The organism is Bacillus sp. 7_6_55CFAA_CT2 (assembly GCF_000238655.1).
Classification (GTDB): Bacteria; Bacillota; Bacilli; order Bacillales; family Bacillaceae_G; genus Bacillus_A; species Bacillus_A cereus.
Genome location: NZ_JH414708.1, coordinates 1,700,211 through 1,718,582, shown reverse-complemented (window position 1 = coordinate 1,718,582; position 18,372 = coordinate 1,700,211). Strand labels below are relative to the sequence as shown.

The following is an 18,372-nucleotide window of genomic DNA, read 5'->3' as shown; positions in this document are numbered from 1 at the left end:
TAATAAAAACACCTTTTTAAAATAACTATGTTTATACTATAGACGTTGATCTTTTTGGAAGTTTAGACGAAAATGATCCTCGTCATTATATACCCCAAATCCATACCCTTGCTCTTTATAAAATTTAATAATTTCAGGAAGGGCTTGTAATGTTTGCGCCTTTTCATGCATTAAAACAACTTCTACTTCTTCTGTTGTCTGTTTCTTTACATTATCGATAATCTGAGTTGGATTATCTTTTAATTTCCAATCATTTGAGTCTATTGTCCAATCCCAAACTTTTATTGCTGCTTCTACAATTTGGTTACGAATTTCCTCGCCCTTTAATCCTGGTGCAGATCCATATGGCGGACGAACTAATTTAGGAGTTGTACCCGTAATATTATGGATAAGAGCTAACGTTTCTTTCATCTCCGGTACAAATTGTCCTTTTTTGTATAGCTTATCACTATTATGTGTCATACTATGAGCACCAATATAATGTCCTTCTTTTACCGCTCGTTTTACGTTTTCCTGAAAACCTGTATTTTGTAAATTGCTACCTTGCATAAAAAATGTCGCAGCAACATGTTGCTCTTTTAGTACATCTAAAAATTTCCCAGTTAGTTCGCTAGGACCATCATCGAATGTTAAATAAACAACCTTTCCCACCGGTTTTCCATCAGGTCTTTTCTGTTTTGCTGGTGGTGTTTCTTTTTTCTTTTCTTGTTGTTGCGTGTTAACTTGATTACTACTTTCGTTAGCTATTCCCTTCGCTGGGATAGAGTTCCATTTTCCTATTAAAAAGAAGGTGAAAAAGGTCGTTGCTAAAACAACTCCTAGAGATATTATTACCTTAGTTAGTCGACTTGTTTTTTTCTTACTTTGTGATTCTTTCATTATTTTTCGATCCTTTCCCTATTAATTTTTATATTCATTATTTATACAGCTGAGCATTAACTCCAGCTGATGTTTACAATAAATAGATTAATAGAGGAAGGTGAAGATAAAATGCAGATAATGTCGAATTTAGTTAAAGAATAACGTATGGCATCCACTCTTTAAAAAATATTTGTTTCTCTACTACAGTTAAATTTGAAAACTGGATATACATCCAAAATAAAAGATACTACTCTTTCTAAACAATATTTTTATATCAAGATAACAACATACTGGTATAAAGATAAAATACAAAGATAGCCGTACTATTGAAATTCTATTATAATTTTGTAATTGGAATTCATTTGAACCAAATGAAGAACTAGAAGAAATATTATTATGTGGAGGTGCCCCGATGAACCTTGTAATTAGAGAGTTAGAAACAAATGATTTAGATAATCTCCCGGAGATTGATGACAGTTTTATAGTGAATGCTCGGTTAATTCTTTCTCTTTCCAAAGGAAATAAACGTATAGAATATACAGTAGAAGACGTTCCAAGTTATGAAAAAAGTTATTTACAAAATCAAGATGATAATGAAGAACTGGCTTACAATGAATATATAAATAAACCTAATCAAGTCATTTACATAGCACTGTTACATAACCAAATCATTGGATTAATGGTATTGAAAAAGAATTGGAACCACTATGCTTACATAGAAGATATAACGGTAGATAAAAAATATCGTACACTCGGAGTTGGTAAAAGATTAGTTGATCAAGCAAAGCAGTGGGCAAAAAAAGGAAATATGCCAGGTATCATGCTTGAAACGCAAAATAATAATGTCGCAGCATGTAAGTTCTATGAAAAATGCGGATTTGTAATTGGTGGGTGTGATTTTCTTGTTTATAAAGGTTTGGATATTGAAAATGATGAAGTTGCAATTTATTGGTATTTGCATTTCAAATGAAACTGTTTTTAACATTAAACAAAGTCAAAATAAAAACCCCAATCTCTCTATATTAAAATTGAGAAACTGGGGTTAAGTTATTTAACCATATTTTTTATTTAAAACAAATAACTAATTAATAATCCTGCTGATAATAAGAAGCCAAAAATCGTATTTGTCATCGCTGTTGATTTCATTGCGATGCGCATATACCCAGGATCCTTTGCCCCTTTTTGGAAACTTTGAATTGCAGAAATTGGCTTTCTCAAACCTAGGAACATAACTAATGCCCAAGGGCTTATATAACCCATTAATACAATTACGGCAATCCATAAATACGCAATGAAAAAGGCTACCGCTAGTGTTACCACAGCTTTCTCTCTCCCAAGGAGGATTACTAATGTCTTTCTTCCACCTTTAATATCTTCTTCGATATCTCTGATGTTATTCGACATATTGATTACACCGACTAAAATTCCAATTGGAATGGAAATCAATACACTTTCAATCGTTATCGTATTCGTTTGAATAAAGAAAGCAATGAGTACAAAACATGTCCCCATTAACAATCCGGAAACTAATTCTCCAAACGGGGTGTACGCAATTGGTAATGGACCGCCTGTATATAAATAGCCAACTGCCATCCCAATTAAACCAATGACAACTAACCACCAGCTGCTATTCATACAAATATAAATGCCAATAAAAGCTGCTACGACATATAATAAAAGCGCAACTGTTAACACATTTTTTGGCTTCAATCCATGACGGACAATTCCGCCACCGATGCCAACGGATTCAGCGGTATCTAATCCACGTTTAAAATCATAGTACTCATTAAATAAGTTCGTTGCTATTTGCAATGCTAAACATGCAAGCATCATCGCAATAAATAACAGCCAATCAATTTTAGCAACATAAAGTGATGCCACTGTCCCTAAAATTACAGGAGAAAACGTCGCCGTTAACGTATGCGGGCGCGTCATCTTCCATATTAATTTAGCGGAACTAATTTCTTTTTCTGTCCCCATAACTCTGTTCAATCTCCCTACATTTTAAGTATAAATTACTAGCAGTATCTTTCTATCTATTTCCTGCCACGCATCCATTCATTATATCAATAAATGATTATCCTTTCTAACAAATCAACTTTTAATAAAGTAAAAATTATAAAATGAAACTTTAATCAGTAAGAGTTTTGGCATCCCGACTGATTATTAGTACATATGAATTGGGCTTTTATGGGCAGCCCCCCTCCCATTTAAAATAGGATAAAAAAGAAAGCAAATTACTTCCAAACAACACCTCGCCTCTCATATTCCATTCTGTATTCAACGGCAGCCGCAATTTTAGGGCTTGCGAATCTTTCCGTGATCCAAAGCCCCAAATCAACTCCTGAAGTGACTCCTCTTGCAGTGATAACATCCCCTTGATCCGCAATTCTGTAATGAAGAAGCTCTGCCCCGTATTCACTCATTTCATCCTGTGCCAAATAGTGCATCGTTGCCTTTCGACCGTTCAATATACCAGAGGCAGCTAATAGCATACCTCCTGTACACACACCAGCAACGATTGTTCCTGCATTGTGCATCTCGCTAATCATTTTAGTCAAAGTTCCAAGCTCTGCTTGCTTTCGTGCCCCATGCTCTGCTTTATGATTCCAGCCACCACCAGGTACAATTAACAAATCTGGACGATTCTCCATTCGTAAAAAATCATGTAGTTTAACTGTAACTCCAAACGAGGTAATAACTTCCTGCTTTTGTTCACTCGAAACGAATTCAACTATAAATGGAGCCCCTTCTTCTATAGCTCTTTTCAGTACCTCAAACGGTGCGAAAGAGACAAGTTCTCCGAAACCATCAAACAATACTATTTGTATTTTCATTTTTAGAACACATCCTATGGTTTCTTATTTGAGTCCCAGACTAGGAGAATACATGTTATGTACAAGTTAATAATGAAGATAGTCTTTCTCCCCTCACTCTACAAACTTCCAAATGTTCTTCTAATTCCCTCTCATCACTTATTACACCTAGCGTTTTCTTCACAAAATTCCAATTCAAACTACCGGATAACCATAACAAGGCAGAAAATCTCTTATAATCATTTGGTGTTAAAATATTATGGGCCTTATACCCTATTAAAAATGAACTAGCAACCTTCGAACACACCTCATGAGACTGTACTCCTTCTGTTCGAGAATACCATTTTATTAAAAAGGCTAGTCCTTCAATGCGGTCAACATAACTAATAGATTCAAAATCCACAATTCCTTTTACCTTTTGACTTGAGCCCCATAAAACATTCAAAGGATTTAAATCTGTTTGTACGATAAATTCTAGTTCACTCGTATATGCGCACTCTATATGATATTTAGCAAGATCTATATACTCCCGCAATTCCTTACATGCGCTTGCCCTACTTTCTAACATATTAATAAACTCAACATACCCATCCAAATGAGATATCTTTTGAAAAATCGAGCTTTGAAATGCGCAAGAAATATCATGAATCTTTCTTGCTTCCTTTCCGAAGGCTTCTACAATGTTTTCTGTGCAATGCGTAATATGTTCTCCCTCAATCCAATTAGACAATACAAATCGGTATTGTTCATCATTCCAAGCGACAAGTGTAAATGGCTCTCCTGCCCTATTCTTGTTTATCTGCATAAAAGGAATTTCATGTTCGCGTAAATAATAGGTAAACCGTACTTGCTCTATCAGTTGTTCGTTTGATAACGCCCCAAAGGCTGGATTGATTGTTCGCTTGCTATTTATAAATCTTGCGGAATATCGCTTTCCATTTACCATTATTTTATAATGCAGATCCGTATTCCACCTATCCTTATACAATTCTTCTTCCACTGCTAGTGAATGAATTTCTTTAAAATAATTTATTAATATGTCTTTTATTATGTGTTTCATTCTATTCTCCTTTCATGCAAAAATTACAGTAGCCTTCTTTCATCTATATAGATGAAAGAAGGCTACTAAATCTTTTTTTAAATTTAGATATTTCATAATGAATGTATTATTGATTAAATAATACATTTGTTTAATACAAGTACTCCGTAAGAAAAATTAACCGTCATAATGTAATTAACAAAGTGAGGATTTTCATTTAAATTTTATAAAACTCAAATGTATTCTTTTCTAAACATATTGTTTCATCAGAAGTTTTGATAATGATATCAAAACGCTGACTATACGAATGCATAAATACTTCATATTGAATTCGTCGTTCTTCATGAGACTGCCTTAAATAACTTATATCCGCTCCCCTTTCAGCTATATCCCGGCTTGATCTTCTCATTAGTTCCGTTTCGCCATCTGTATAAAAATAAATTTTCAAATCAAATAAATCAGGGTTAATAAATGCGGCACTCATTCCCTCCACAATCGTTACTTTATTTTTCGAAGAAATCAACTTACTTTTCATATAATGCGTATCTATCGTATAAAAATCTAGCCCAGCTCTAACCATCTGAATATCTCTTTCTAAAGCTGCCAAATGGTGTGCCGCTGGATGACAAGCTGTCATTTTATAATGATGATTTTCATTTTGATATGTATAGTGAATCACTGCATGCTTACGGATATCTGAACTGACAATGTAAGGATCTGTATTAATATAATTTGCTTCATTTTGATTTAGTAGATTTGCGAGTCTATTAGCAAACGTTGTTTTTCCAGCTGCACCATGTCCTGAAATACCAATAACAATTTTTTCATCTCTCATCCTTAACCAATTTATAATTTCTTGTAACAACTTATCCATCATTCTCCCCCTTGCGCTAATATACTACCCTTTATTTCAATATCCAAAAATCCCTTTATTAAATTATACATAAAACAAGGAAGATATTGTAATTATTCATCATACCATCTCTAATTCTAAACAACTATATTATCTTTTAAATGAATTTATTATTTGTGAACACCTACATGATTAAATAGATTTATAATTTTATCAATTCAATAGAATACCCTCTATTTTCCGGTAATTTATGCGAACCAATACAGTCATGACTATGTACAATAAAAAAAGAGCCAATCCCCTATAAGATAGAAGATTGACTCTTTCCTTTATTTACTCCCCTGTTTCAGAGAATCGCTTTATACGTTCACCAATTTCATCACGAACACGTTGAAATTCAGACCACTCTTTTCCTGCTGGATCATCAAATCCCCAATGAACACGATTTACATGCGGCGGAGTAGATGGACAAACAGAATCCGCATGACTACACAGCGTAACGACTAAATCAGCACTATTTAAAATGTTTGCATCAATTATATCTGATGTTTGATTTGTTATGTCGATATTTACTTCGTTCATTGCTTTAATTGCATTTGGATTTACTCCATGTGCTTCAATTCCTGCAGAATATACATTCCATTTATCACCTAAATATTGTTTGCCCCACGCTTCTGCCATTTGGCTTCGGCATGAATTTCCTGTACATAAGAAATAGATTGTCTTTTTGTTTTCCATGGTATTTTCCACCTTTATTTTATATTTAGACTGGTTGGTCATTAAAATATTTACGTTTAAACCAAAAAGCAACGTTTACAAGTGCAATCATTACAGGTACTTCAACTAATGGTCCGATAACTGCTGCAAATGCTGCGCCTGAATGAATACCAAACACCCCAACTGCTACAGCAATTGCTAACTCAAAGTTATTACTACCTGCTGTAAATGCTAACGTTGTCGTCACCGGATAGTTTGCACCAATTTTTCTTCCCATAAAGAAAGATACAAAAAACATTACAATAAAATAGATTAATAACGGAATCGCTATTCTTACCACATCTAATGGTACGCTAACAATCATCTCCCCTTTTAAAGAGAACATAATGATGATTGTAAATAATAATGCAAGTAATGTAAGTGGACTAATCTTCGGTATAAACACCTTTTCATACCATTCTCTTCCTTTTAACTTAACGAGTACAAAACGTGTTAACATGCCTGCTATAAAAGGAATTCCCAAATAGATAAATACTGATTTCGCTACTTCTCCCATTGTAATATCGACAATAGCCCCTTCAATCCCTAACCATTCTGGAATGACTGTTACAAACACGTATGCATAAACGGAGAAGAATAACATTTGAAATACTGAGTTAAAAGCCACTAAACCTGCTGCATACTCTTTATCCCCATCTGCAAGATCGTTCCAAACAATTACCATTGCAATACAACGTGCTAAACCAATCATAATGAGTCCGACCATGTATTCTGGCTTATCTGGAAGAAAAATAATTGCAAAAACAAACATAAGTACAGGTCCAATAATCCAGTTTTGTACTAAAGATAAAACCAATACTTTTACATCTTTAAATACGCGGCCCATTTCCTCGTAACGAACTTTCGCTAACGGTGGATACATCATGACAATTAAACCAACAGCTAGCGGGATAGACGTTGTTCCAACTTGTAATGTATTCAATCCGTCTACTACACTAGGAAATACAAACCCTAAACCAATCCCAACAGCCATAGCTAGAAAAATCCATAGTGTTAAATATCGATCTAGAAAAGATAAACGTTTCATTTTATTTTCCATCTCCTATTAACAACAAGAATTTTGTTCTACTACGTTAGAAGTCTTGCAACAAGGTGCCTCTTCTATTTTATGAACATCACTCTGTGCTTTTGTATAAAAGAATTCCCACTCGTTCCCATCAGGATCCGTTACCCAAAACTTATCTTGAACCGCATAGCAACAAGTCGTATCCATCTCATCACGCGCAAAGAAACCTTCTTTTTCTAATCTTTCTTTATGTAACGTAATTTCTTCAGCTGTATCCACTTGGAAACCGAAATGATTTACCTGATTTCCCTTCACTTCATCTCGTACGTTTAGCGTGAAATTAAGTCCTGGCGTCTCTAATAAAAATTTTGCATAATCTACTTTCACCTTAACTGGTGACACACCAAATACCTTTTCGTAGAATTCAATAGACTTCTCTAAATCCGTAACATTTATACCGACGTGAACATATCTCATAGCTTATTCCTCCTCTTTATATGTTATTAATCAATTTTTTTTGATTAATAACGCAAAATTTTAACAACAACTACCTTTGCCTGTTTTTCTAAAGATACAGCACAATTCTTCTGATAACAAATTATTCACTTCCGCATCATTTAAATCATAATAACTCCACGTACCTTTTGTTTCTTTTACAATTAAACCTGCATCTAATAAAATCTTTAAATGATAGGACAACTTAGATTGCGTCATTTCAAAAATCTCTGTTAAATCACATACACAAGTCTGGCCTCGCTGGCAAAGTTCATACATAATCTCTAAACGCTTCTGATCAGCCAACGCTTTAAACTTTTTCTCATATAACTTAAAATCTTGTGCCACTGTAGTTTCCTCTCCCTTCATCAATTTTTTTTGATATTTATAGTATATACGCTAGTGAGTTTATTATGCAACTTATTAATCAATTTTTTTGATTTAGAAAAACTTCCTCCCATTATATCTTTTTACAACTTAATAGTTACAATATTTCCGAGAAATGGAGTCTCTATAACTATTTTAAATTTTAATTTGATCATTATAGAGTAGTGCCCCATCACCATCAATCTAAGAAAAACAAATACCCCAAAATGAGAAAAATCGATATAACTCTTCGGCAAATAAAGATAACTCTTGTTTTTAGTGCATAATCATAAAAAGCACGTCACCCTTTCTCATTAACATAAGAGAATAGTAACGTGCTTTCAATTTCAAAAATAGTCTAAATCCTTAAATTGATGGTTGTGGGGCGGGCCCCAATAAGAACGGTATCTAAGATTGTATGAAAGGTGTTAGTTCCATTCAAAAGGCCTCAGCCGACGATTAACTCAAGTACCGGTTTCGGATGACCCCCATGTGATGAAGTTCGTGTCCTGCGATGCCGTACGCGAGGGCGCGCGCCGTAATGCTTAGGTTGTTGGCTGTGCCCTTGCGGGTCCACGCCTCCGCCGGTAGCCCGCGCAGCAATGTGATCGTTGATTGCCGTACAGCCCGGTAGTCTTCGGCCAATTGCTCAGTTGTCCAACTTCCGAAAGGGGGCATGAACAATTCCTGATCGAAACCAGTCAGGGGCGTCTGGTCCCCTCTTGCGAACCGGAGCAGGCGGTAGGTCATGACGCGTTCCGCGTCTGCAATGTGGCCCACGACTTCTTTCAGCGTCCATTTTCCTTCCGCATACCGATATGCGGCCTGGCTTTCGGTCAACGATGCCAGTAGCTCGTTCATTTGCTTTTCCTGGGCGAACAGAATATCGATGATATTACCGTCCGGCACCAAACGGATATATTCACCGGAGCTCCCGGCGTATTCTTCTTCTGACGGTCTTTGATTCATACGTAGTCACCTCTTTATGTATATATAGAAAATTATAGGACTCGTCTATGTCTAATCAATTCGCGAAATGATAGAACTTTCCTTCTAATAATTGAGGATAAGCAACTATTTAGTCAGTCAGTCAGTCGGTCGCCACACTATCCTGATTCGTTAGCACAATAAAAATTATCTGTTATACAATATTTCGAAGTTATTAATATATATAGGTAACACTTTTTTTAATTTAAAGATGAATTTTCAATTATATTTTGAAATAGACCGAAGTAAAACACACTAGTCTAACTACTTTTCTATACAAGATTTTATGCAAAAAAGAATAGCGAAGACCCTAGAATCCCCGCTATATCAATGATGTATAAAATCTTGTATAAGAGATAGATAGACATAGAGACAAAAAATTTAGTAAAAATAAGGATGCTATGAAAAACTTGCTAACGATAATAGGACGTTATGTTAACTATATACGAATATCATATTCATCCAAAATTGCCCTTATTGATGGTACAATTAAAGTCTTGGAGGGATATTATGGGAATTTATTATGTATTACTGTTTCTTATATTCGGCACTGCAATATTCTTATTTTTCTTGTCTAGTTCATCAAAAATTAAGGCTAAAAACCTATCATTGATAATCGTCTGTTTAGGGATAAACCTACTCATAAGTCCAGTGGCTTTTTTTATGGGCGGGATAGCTGATTATGCAGGTGTGGTGGCTAATTATGGAGCTTATGTTGCGGGTGATTCGGCAACAGCTCCTCCTCTAGTTATTCATGTGCTTTATTTTTTAGGAGGATTTCTCTTCATTCAGGGAATACCGCTCCTCATACTACTTTTAGCTTTTTGGAAGTTTACAAGAGCAAAGAAAACAAAACAAGTATAAAACACATAACGAATAAGTGGATGCCTTTTTAGAGGAGAATTGAATCTCTCCAATCAGGAGAAGTTTAAAATAACTTCCAATAACGAGAATAATGTAAATAAGCTGTCCATGTAGACAGCTTATTGTTTTTTGTTTAGCGTGCAAAATTCGCGTCTTGTTCGCGGGACCCCAAACAGTACGATTTTATTTCAAAGACACAACGTTCTTACTACACATTTTTTATTTATCCCACACTCTCATCTGCTAGTATTACTATTTTTTATTACTAATGTTGCCGTTTCACTCGGATGGCTAAGAGGAAAATGATGGCCATATGGAACAAAATCAACCTTACCAAGATGCGATGGAGCAGAATAACCTCTGTCATAATCCCCCCAAATAATGTGAAGATTATACTTTGTTACTTCATTGAAATCACCTTGATCGTTTTTCAGTAGTAAACTGTTAAGCTGAACCGTAGTATTTAAAATTCTAGGGGAAGTAAAACTTTTACTTATTTTTTCAATATAATGTTCAGGGATGCTCTCCATACTTTCAAACAAACCATTACTTAATAAATAACGCCCTATCAAATTAGTAGTTGCCAATTTTAATGTCCATTTGTTCATAAATTGAGGAACATTTAGCGATTTAGCATTTTTTTTAGCAACAGGTGGCTGAAGTAAAGTGATTGCATACTTCTTATCTATGTACTCTTTTACCAATGCTTCTAGAAGAATAAACGCACCGAATGAATGGCCAATTAGATGTGCACCATTCACAGCTTTCTCCAATAACTTTTTCACTACATTCAAATAGATATCTAGAAGATTTTTCTCCCGTTTAAAGGGAGAACGTCCCAAACCTGGAAGATCCAAGATCCATACAGGTTGACCAGTTTTTTCATGAAGCTCTTGTGCTAAAGGAAATAAATCCTCTCCATCACTCAATAAACCATGTAATAATATAAACGGTTTACCCTCTCCTTGTAATTGGTAAAGGGTAGTGTTATCGCATAATGTTCGTTTAAATACATGATTATGCTGGCCATTTTGATCTATCATTCGATAATCCAGATCAGCTACTACGGCAGGGAGAAATTTCATTACACTCGTCTTCTTAAACCAATCCCCTCCCATAATTTTTTTCGCTGAAACATTTGAAAATTTTCGTTTTGTAATAAAATTCAGTCCATCAGAAGGAATTTTTGTTATTTTACTTACTCCACTATTCATAATTGTTTTCATAAGCGGCATTGGAACCGAGATCTTTGGTGCCCTCATATTCATACTTTCCGACATAATACTTAATAATTCAGCAATGTTCTGATCGTGCTGTTTGTCTTCAACAAGTGTATATGTTTGAATAGTCGGTTGCTCCAACCTGAAAACCTGCACAATAAACTTCGCAAACTCATCGTTTGAAATAAGTGGTAACCTATATCCCTTACCTCCAGGAATCACTGGCATGAGCCCTCTTCGCATACTCATCACAAGCAAACCTAATCCTGCTATCTGCTCTGTACTCCCTGTTTTGCTACTACCGACTACAGTTGGTGGATTAATTACAGAAAGCGGATAACCTACTGCTGATGCCTGTTGACGGATATAAAGATCTGCTAAAAATTTTGTTCTCTCATATGGATTTTTTATTTTCAAATAACTGTTTCCTTCTTTAAACACATCAATTGCAATCTTGCTATTTTTATCATCAAAGGGGCTCATATAACCTACAACATGAATAAATTGTTGCAAGCCCTTCAATTGATGAATACTTTTAGCTAATTCACTAATATGTTTGGCACCATTTAAAAATATGGAAGCTGCCTCTTTACTTGTCGCTTGAATATCCATGGGGCCTCCTGCGTGAATAATCACATCCGTTTTCAATACCCTCTCCTTATCTTCAGCACTTAGACCTAAATCTATTTTCGTCAAATCACCTTCAATAAAGTGCATAACTTCCTTTTTTAAGATGCCTCTTTCTTGAAAAAGACGTATTGCTTTACTTTTCGACCTCACTAAAAGAAGAATTTTAACATCCTCTTTGGCTAATTCTTTCACTAATTGCTTTCCAATAAAGCCTGTTCCACCAGTTAAAAATACTGTTCTCATATAAAATCCCCCTTTTAGTACTACTCAGTACTAATTTGATGTAAAAAAAATGCTTCTTTTATCGAAGCAATTTTAAAAAATGATCTGCTGTTTTCGTGATTACAGTTGCATCCTTCAATGTTTCTGAAATAAATAACGCTCCTTCAAGATTTGTAATAAAAAGTGATGCAACCTCATCAATCTGAATCGTATTTCTAAATTCTCCATTCTCTACCCCTTGTTTAAGTAATAGAGAAACTTTCTTTTGTAATCCTGTAAAAAAAAGACCTATTTTTTCTTTTATTTGCGTGGCCTGTTTAGGACTTTGAATATAAAGAGTAATAAATGGACAGCTCCCCTTATACTCTCTCGACTGAACTCCTTGTGATAATTGCTTTAAAAACAGTTGGATACGATCTTCAACTAAAAATTGATTCTGAGAAAGTACGTCATCAATTGCAGATTGATACATTTCAATCCAATAATCAACGACTCCTTCTAATAATTGTTCCTTATTAGAAAAATGATAATACACATTAGACTTTGAAACTTTGCTTACACGTACTAATTCATCCATACTTGTATAAGCAAACCCTTTTTCTAAAAATAATGTTGCAGCTACTTCAATCACACGTCTTTGATTCATTAATTTTACCTTTGTCATAACTAGAACTATATAGTACTAATTTAAATATTACAAGTATTTATGTTAATTTAGAAAAAAGTTTGATTAAAAAAGTTCCACTAACATTGATTTTACTGCAAAAAAATCTTAGCATCAGTGTTACGCAAAAAAGAAAGGGAGTGGATCCCCCACTCCCTTTAACCATCTACCCCTGATTCTTCTGCGCTTCTCTAAACTCCTCCTTCACCTTCTCTAACAACCCTTCTTCCGTAATTAATCGATATGCCGTATTCGCTAGTGCTTTTGCCGATGTAATTAATGCTTTATCTCCAAGTTCTGAACGTGCTGCTTCTCTAAATTCATTCGTATGTGCAATTAAATCATCTGGACCGATTTTAATGTACGGATGAATTGTCGGTACGACTTGGCTTACGTTTCCTGCGTCGGTTGAACCAATCCCTACTCTTTCTTTACGATTTACATCTTCACCTAATAGTTCTAGTTCTTCCGCTACGATATCGTTATATGTTTTTGTTACGAGTAATTCATCGATTTCATTTTGGAATTGATGGATTTTTACTTTCGCACCTGTTGCTAATGCTGCTCCCTGTGCGATATTTTTTACTTTTTCTGTTACTTCTGCACATCTTTTTCGCGTTGCTGCACGGATGAAGAATCTTGCTGCGGCATAGTCAGGAATAATATTAGGTGCTTTTCCTCCCTCTGTAATGACGCCATGAATTCTCACGTCTGACGGAAGTTGTTGGCGAAGTGCGTTAATACCGTTATAGAGCTGAATAACCGCATCTAATGCGTTAATCCCTTCTTCTGGCGAAGCTGCAGCGTGAGCTGTTTTTCCGTAAAAATGAAAATCAAGCGGATCGACCGCTAGTGAAGGACTCGTTGTCGCTGTCTTTCCGCTTGGATGAATCATAAGCGCCGCATCAATGTTTTTAAATAAGCCTGCCTTTACATAACTCGATTTTGCGCTACCGTTCGGTCCTCCTTCTTCAGCTGGTGTTCCGAACACGACAACTTCCCCGCCAATTTCTTCAAGCGTTTCTGATAATGCAATTGCTGCTGCAACGCTAATTGTGCCAATTAAATTGTGACCACACGCATGACCTAGTCCTGGTAAAGCGTCGTACTCCGCTAAAAATGCGATTGCAGGTCCTTGTTTTCCAGAGCTTTTTCGCGCGATAAATCCCGTTTCATGTCCAGCTATATTGTGCTGCAACTGAAATCCTGCACTGCCTAGCAATAAACTTAACGTTCTAGATGCATAAAACTCTTGGTTACCAATTTCCGGATTCGCATGAATATCATGACTTGTTTCTATGTACTTTTCCTTATTTCTTTCGATACTCTCTTCAATTGTTTTTCTTTGTGACGCTACTCCTGTCGCCCCCATTTTTCTTCCTCCTTTTATTTTCACATAAAAAAGCCTCTTTCTAAAAGATAGAAAGAGGCTTCTGTATATACAGTCAAAATGAGCTTCTTTCTTATCTTTCAAGTTACCTTGCTGGAATTGGCACAGTATTCATAACGAATCCGCTGCCGAGGTATCATAGGGCCAGTCCCTCCACCTCTCGTGATAAGAATTTTCATAAAATTATATTAAATTATTTTTTATTCTAAGTTCATTCCAAGTAAAAGTCAAGGAATTCCTATCCGAATTTACCGAATATCTAAAAATCCTTTTAATACACCAATTGTCTCAGGTGCTTGCAGTCTTGCACATACGTACGGAAATTCCGTACTACCTTCAAACATCATTTGAGATGTAAGCGGTGCGCCTGCCCAGAAGATTTCATCATCAATTACGATAAACGGGAATGCTTTATTTTGTCTTTGTAACTTTACATTTTTCAGTGGAACTGGTCCATCACTATACACTGTTATTTGCGCATTTGTACGCATTAACGCTTGCCATACTCGTTTATCCACTTGTTTTGTACTTGGAAGTGAAATAATAATTTTTCGTTTTGCGGCTAAAATATCTTTTAATAACCCTTTCGGCTCTTCAAGATTCATTTCCATAAACCAGCGTAAACGTTTCGAAATTTTCCGTTCCCACAATTGTCTTGATGTCGTGCGATCATACACATCTCCGTGACGTTCTATATGAGCTGTTAATTGTGATAATGCTTGTTTTCTCGAAAGGTTTTTACGCATATAATGGCAATCTGATAATTGAATGAACTTCCCTCTCGCCCTTGTCACTGCTACATTGACGAGGCGATGGTTTTTGTGATCAAAGAATAATACGCCAGGTCGTTCTTGCGGATAACTGTCAACCGTATCAAAGATCATCATATCTCTTTCAGAACCTTGGAACTTATGAACTGTCGCCGCTAAAACTGGTATGTTTTGATATTTCGTTCTCTGCAACATTTCTCTAATACACGTTGATAAAAAGCGTGACTGCGCCCTGTAAGGTGTCACAATACCAATTGATTGCACACCGTCTAACAATCCGATTAACATCATTTGCATTGCTACTAAACCAGACATAATGTTAAAACGTGAACCAGAAGCAGCATCTTTTAACGAAAAAGCTCCCATTTGGCTCGTATCAAATAAAACACTCGCTTCATTTGCGAACGGCTGCAATTGCGAAAGTTCTTTACGCTCTGAAACAGACGGATGATCGTATACTCTATTTTTATAAATAAACGAATTCGTAAACTTCGATATATCCGCATGCATACGTCTTTGTTCCTGCAACATAAATAGGTTTGGGTGTGCTTCTGATTTATTAACAGACTCAACAATCCCAGCATGGTAAAACATATCTTCCCCAAGCCATTTGCGAACGAGTTCATGATTTGCCATCGCAATTGGAGGTAACTGTAAAAAGTCACCGCAAACGACGATACGTTTTCCAAGTGAAGCAGCTAATGCAATTTGCGGAACATATGCCATACTTACTTCATCTACAACAACTAAATCAAATGTGCGCTCATAAATAAGTGAATCAATGGCACATTTCGATAAAGTTGCGCCGATTACTTTCGCATTTTCAATATATTCTTTTTCTACTTCTTTAATTTTAGCCTTTTGCTTTCGAAGATCACTTTCAATCTCTTGTATACGCTTCTTATCAGCAGATGTTGCTTTATACGATAAGATTTTTTCACGAAGATCTTGTCGTGTCTCTTCTAAATAGAGTCTTTCCTCACCCCAAGATCCGTTCGTCGTTTCAACTAACTTCGACGCAAGTAACGTTTCATGATTTCGTATATGTTCATGTTGACTATAACCGTAACGAACAATTTCGCCAGGCGTCCATTTCTTTTTCTTCTCAATTTGCTTCGTTACTTCACTCATTAATACGTCTACTGCCGCATTACTATGAGCCAACACAAGTACCGATTTTCCTTTTTGATAATGAGCTGAAATAATACGTGATAAATTGTAAGACTTCCCTGTTCCTGGTGGTCCCCATACGTACGTCGTCGGATTGTAAAACGAACGATACGCCAATTCATTTTTCGGATTTTTCATCTTCTCAATATGTTTCGGACTGCTCGTCCCATCAACAAGACGCTTTATACGATTACGTTTCAGCTTATCTTTACGTGCTTCTTTCAACCTCTCTTGTAGTTGCTCTAACAATTGCCACGGTTCACTATATAAAACAGCTTCTCGTATTTCACCTTGTATATAATCATTTAATTTCAGTTCTATTTCTAATCCATGTACAGACAATACTTCTCCTGTCGCTTCCTCACCATCAAACTCAATTCGAATGGGTGAACCTTCAGGTAAGCTTACTTCCGAAATAAGCTGAAATACGTATACTGTACTTTCATAATCTGTATATAAAAAACGACCATTCATGATAGAAATTTTACTACCACCTATCGTTTTCCAATGTTTAATTTCATATGCTAATGCATAATGCCACTCTTTCATCGTTTCCGATAATGAAGGAGTTTGAGTAGTTGTATTCATCGTATAATCTCCTTCCTTCTCCCCAAACATACTTTCTCACTATACCATATAACACGCTAAAATTTGTAAGGTTTTTATCTTGCTTATTTTCTTAATTTTCAATAATATATTGTATATAATTTTCAGAAAGAAGGAATCTACATGCCAGTTAGAAGAATTGAACACGTCGGACTTATGGTTGCAAACTTAGAAACATCTATTTCATTTTATGAAGAAGTAGTCGGCTTACAGCTCATGAAACGTATGGGTCATCCGAATCCAGACTTAAAACTCGCTTTTTTAGGTGTAGAAGAATCAAAAGAAACGATACTAGAACTCATTGAAGGCTACAACTCTTCTCTTCCGGCAGAAGGAAAAGTACATCACATTTGCTTTAAAGTGGATTCATTAGAGGATGAGATCGAAAGACTGAAGAAACACGCAGTAACCTTTTTACTAGGAGAAGAAATCGAAACATTACCAGATGGAACACGTTACATATTCTTCGCTGGTCCTGATGGAGAGTGGATTGAGTTTTTTGAGACGGAGAGATAAAGCAAACCTTTATTTTGCGGGATAGAAAAGGAGCCGGAATTCCGGCCCTTGTTTTTAACCAGTAACAATGAAACATACCTCCAACCTAAGAATTTACCAAGATTAAAAACACAATCATTTTGTTAGGAGGAGAGAATGGGAAATACAGTCTTTATTATTGTTTTTTGGATACTGATACTATTTCCAATCCTTTATGTAATCAAGATAAAGGATTGGAATATAAAAATAGCTGCCTTATTTGTTGGAAGGATTCTATTAAGCATTTTCTATTTCATAAATGGAATGGTGTTAGGTCTGCAACGAAATTGGGTAGAATCTCCCTATGAAACAGAATGGGATTTCTTTGTAAAGTCTTTACTAAACGGAAAAACTGATGCACTTATACACTTGTTACTTCTAATTATTATCATTACTTTGGATCTATTCTTTACATTTTATTATATCAATAAAAAGAAACAGGATATTCTATCCTATTTCTTTTTTTATGAGTAGCGCCATATCGCTATCAAACTAATGTTTTACGCTGCCCCTAAACAATAATTTTTTACATTTTTACTATGAGAATGTCAATTTTACTATTTTTGGGGTATTTATTTTTACTAGCTTGATGGACATGGGTTTGATTTATTTTCTTAGGTTAGTAGACATGTGGTGCTATCCCACATCCATCAACTTAAGGGATATTTTCAAACAAAATGTGTTTTTTTTATATAATTTTTTATTATCTTTTATAGATTTTATAAAAGTAGGCATATCAAATAAACCCTGACAGGTTTCAATTTTTTACTATGCTACCTGAGGATTAGAAGTGGTATACTCATAAACAACACCCAAAATATCAAAGACTGTCTTTTTCTCGTACCGATGAGATTTTCGTCCGTTGTGCTGTAGGAGGTTAAACAGACGAAGGAGAACCTTTGATAATTCTTGGGTGTTTTTGTGTAATGCTTGGTAAAAAAGTGAAAAATAATCCTTAATTATATACATTGCTTTATATTCACTTAGTTCTTTCTGTTTTTTACGTAATAGGAGTTCTCGCATTTTAAACATAGTAGAAGAACATAATAGAATACTAATGAGTTGCCATAAAGATGACATTCTAATCGCTCTTGTTTAATAG

Annotated in this window: 18 protein-coding genes, 1 pseudogene and 1 riboswitch; of the genes and pseudogenes, 4 read left to right on the top strand and 15 right to left on the bottom strand. The window is 35.3% G+C overall.

All coding sequences use genetic code 11. The features are described 5' to 3' along the window. Positions 1-36: 36 nt before the first annotated feature. The gene (locus HMPREF1014_RS08810) at positions 37-879 is read right to left on the bottom strand and encodes a polysaccharide deacetylase family protein (RefSeq protein ID WP_000665172.1); all 843 of its coding nucleotides are present in this window, start codon (positions 877-879) and stop codon (positions 37-39) included. Positions 880-1,273: 394 nt separating this feature from the next. On the opposite strand from HMPREF1014_RS08810, the gene satA reads away from it, so the two are divergent. Then, a complete protein-coding gene (gene satA / locus HMPREF1014_RS08805; RefSeq protein ID WP_001054991.1) occupies positions 1,274-1,831 on the top strand; it encodes a streptothricin N-acetyltransferase SatA in 558 nt (185 codons plus the stop codon). A gap of 98 nt (positions 1,832-1,929) precedes the next feature. Here satA and menA read toward each other — a convergent pair whose 3' ends face one another. The 9 genes from menA to HMPREF1014_RS08755 all read right to left on the bottom strand — a co-directional run bounded on the left by menA (position 1,930) and on the right by HMPREF1014_RS08755 (position 9,182). Continuing rightward, the gene (menA, locus tag HMPREF1014_RS08800) at positions 1,930-2,841 is read right to left on the bottom strand and encodes a 1,4-dihydroxy-2-naphthoate polyprenyltransferase (RefSeq protein ID WP_000536368.1); all 912 of its coding nucleotides are present in this window, start codon (positions 2,839-2,841) and stop codon (positions 1,930-1,932) included. A 257-nt stretch (positions 2,842-3,098) separates the two neighbouring features. Further along, positions 3,099-3,698 carry a DJ-1/PfpI family protein gene (locus tag HMPREF1014_RS08795; protein WP_000701553.1) on the bottom strand — a complete coding sequence of 200 codons (600 nt, stop codon included), beginning with the start codon at positions 3,696-3,698 and terminating at the stop codon, positions 3,099-3,101. A 55-nt stretch (positions 3,699-3,753) separates the two neighbouring features. Beyond that, on the bottom strand, positions 3,754-4,737 hold the full coding sequence (locus tag HMPREF1014_RS08790) for a phosphotransferase (protein WP_000680474.1): 984 nt from the start codon (positions 4,735-4,737) through the stop codon (positions 3,754-3,756). Positions 4,738-4,933: 196 nt separating this feature from the next. Next, positions 4,934-5,590, bottom strand: a complete 657-nt coding sequence (locus HMPREF1014_RS08785; RefSeq protein ID WP_000359531.1) for a uridine kinase family protein — start codon at positions 5,588-5,590, stop codon at positions 4,934-4,936. Positions 5,591-5,902: 312 nt separating this feature from the next. After that, entirely contained in the window at positions 5,903-6,307 is a 405-nt protein-coding gene (arsC, locus tag HMPREF1014_RS08780) for an arsenate reductase (thioredoxin) (protein WP_000428354.1), read from the bottom strand. Positions 6,308-6,332: 25 nt separating this feature from the next. Next, the gene (arsB, locus tag HMPREF1014_RS08775) at positions 6,333-7,373 is read right to left on the bottom strand and encodes an ACR3 family arsenite efflux transporter (RefSeq protein ID WP_000826552.1); all 1,041 of its coding nucleotides are present in this window, start codon (positions 7,371-7,373) and stop codon (positions 6,333-6,335) included. Between the two features lie 18 nt (positions 7,374-7,391). After that, positions 7,392-7,829, bottom strand: a complete 438-nt coding sequence (locus HMPREF1014_RS08770) for an ArsI/CadI family heavy metal resistance metalloenzyme (protein WP_001270994.1) — start codon at positions 7,827-7,829, stop codon at positions 7,392-7,394. 60 nt (positions 7,830-7,889) lie between these two features. After that, the gene (arsR, locus tag HMPREF1014_RS08765; RefSeq protein ID WP_002000155.1) at positions 7,890-8,216 is read right to left on the bottom strand and encodes an arsenical resistance operon transcriptional regulator ArsR; all 327 of its coding nucleotides are present in this window, start codon (positions 8,214-8,216) and stop codon (positions 7,890-7,892) included. Between the two features lie 456 nt (positions 8,217-8,672). Next, a complete protein-coding gene (locus tag HMPREF1014_RS08755) occupies positions 8,673-9,182 on the bottom strand; it encodes a DinB family protein (RefSeq protein ID WP_001076308.1) in 510 nt (169 codons plus the stop codon). A 528-nt stretch (positions 9,183-9,710) separates the two neighbouring features. On the opposite strand from HMPREF1014_RS08755, the gene HMPREF1014_RS08750 reads away from it, so the two are divergent. Further along, the gene (locus HMPREF1014_RS08750; RefSeq protein ID WP_000513529.1) at positions 9,711-10,064 is read left to right on the top strand and encodes a hypothetical protein; all 354 of its coding nucleotides are present in this window, start codon (positions 9,711-9,713) and stop codon (positions 10,062-10,064) included. A 236-nt stretch (positions 10,065-10,300) separates the two neighbouring features. On the opposite strand, the gene HMPREF1014_RS08745 is transcribed toward HMPREF1014_RS08750, so the two are convergent. The 4 genes from HMPREF1014_RS08745 to HMPREF1014_RS08730 all read right to left on the bottom strand — a co-directional run bounded on the left by HMPREF1014_RS08745 (position 10,301) and on the right by HMPREF1014_RS08730 (position 16,748). After that, on the bottom strand, positions 10,301-12,157 hold the full coding sequence (locus HMPREF1014_RS08745; RefSeq protein WP_001261143.1) for an alpha/beta fold hydrolase: 1,857 nt from the start codon (positions 12,155-12,157) through the stop codon (positions 10,301-10,303). A 58-nt stretch (positions 12,158-12,215) separates the two neighbouring features. Further along, positions 12,216-12,782: a TetR/AcrR family transcriptional regulator gene (locus tag HMPREF1014_RS08740; RefSeq protein WP_001076335.1), complete on the bottom strand. Its 567-nt coding sequence runs from the start codon at positions 12,780-12,782 to the stop codon at positions 12,216-12,218. A 184-nt stretch (positions 12,783-12,966) separates the two neighbouring features. Beyond that, a complete protein-coding gene (locus HMPREF1014_RS08735; protein WP_000501346.1) occupies positions 12,967-14,172 on the bottom strand; it encodes a M20 family metallopeptidase in 1,206 nt (401 codons plus the stop codon). Positions 14,173-14,260: 88 nt separating this feature from the next. After that, positions 14,261-14,362, bottom strand: a riboswitch (SAM riboswitch). Between the two features lie 76 nt (positions 14,363-14,438). Next, positions 14,439-16,748: an AAA domain-containing protein gene (locus HMPREF1014_RS08730; RefSeq protein WP_009326706.1), complete on the bottom strand. Its 2,310-nt coding sequence runs from the start codon at positions 16,746-16,748 to the stop codon at positions 14,439-14,441. Between the two features lie 111 nt (positions 16,749-16,859). Here HMPREF1014_RS08730 and HMPREF1014_RS08725 point away from each other — a divergent pair, with 111 nt between their 5' ends. Further along, a complete protein-coding gene (locus HMPREF1014_RS08725) occupies positions 16,860-17,252 on the top strand; it encodes a VOC family protein (RefSeq protein ID WP_001145284.1) in 393 nt (130 codons plus the stop codon). A 135-nt stretch (positions 17,253-17,387) separates the two neighbouring features. After that, positions 17,388-17,744, top strand: coding sequence for a hypothetical protein (locus HMPREF1014_RS08720; RefSeq protein ID WP_000528635.1), 357 nt, complete (start codon positions 17,388-17,390; stop codon positions 17,742-17,744). A gap of 294 nt (positions 17,745-18,038) precedes the next feature. On the opposite strand, the pseudogene HMPREF1014_RS08715 reads toward HMPREF1014_RS08720, so the two are convergent. After that, a pseudogene (locus HMPREF1014_RS08715) lies at positions 18,039-18,372 on the bottom strand (IS4 family transposase); the annotation flags it as partial.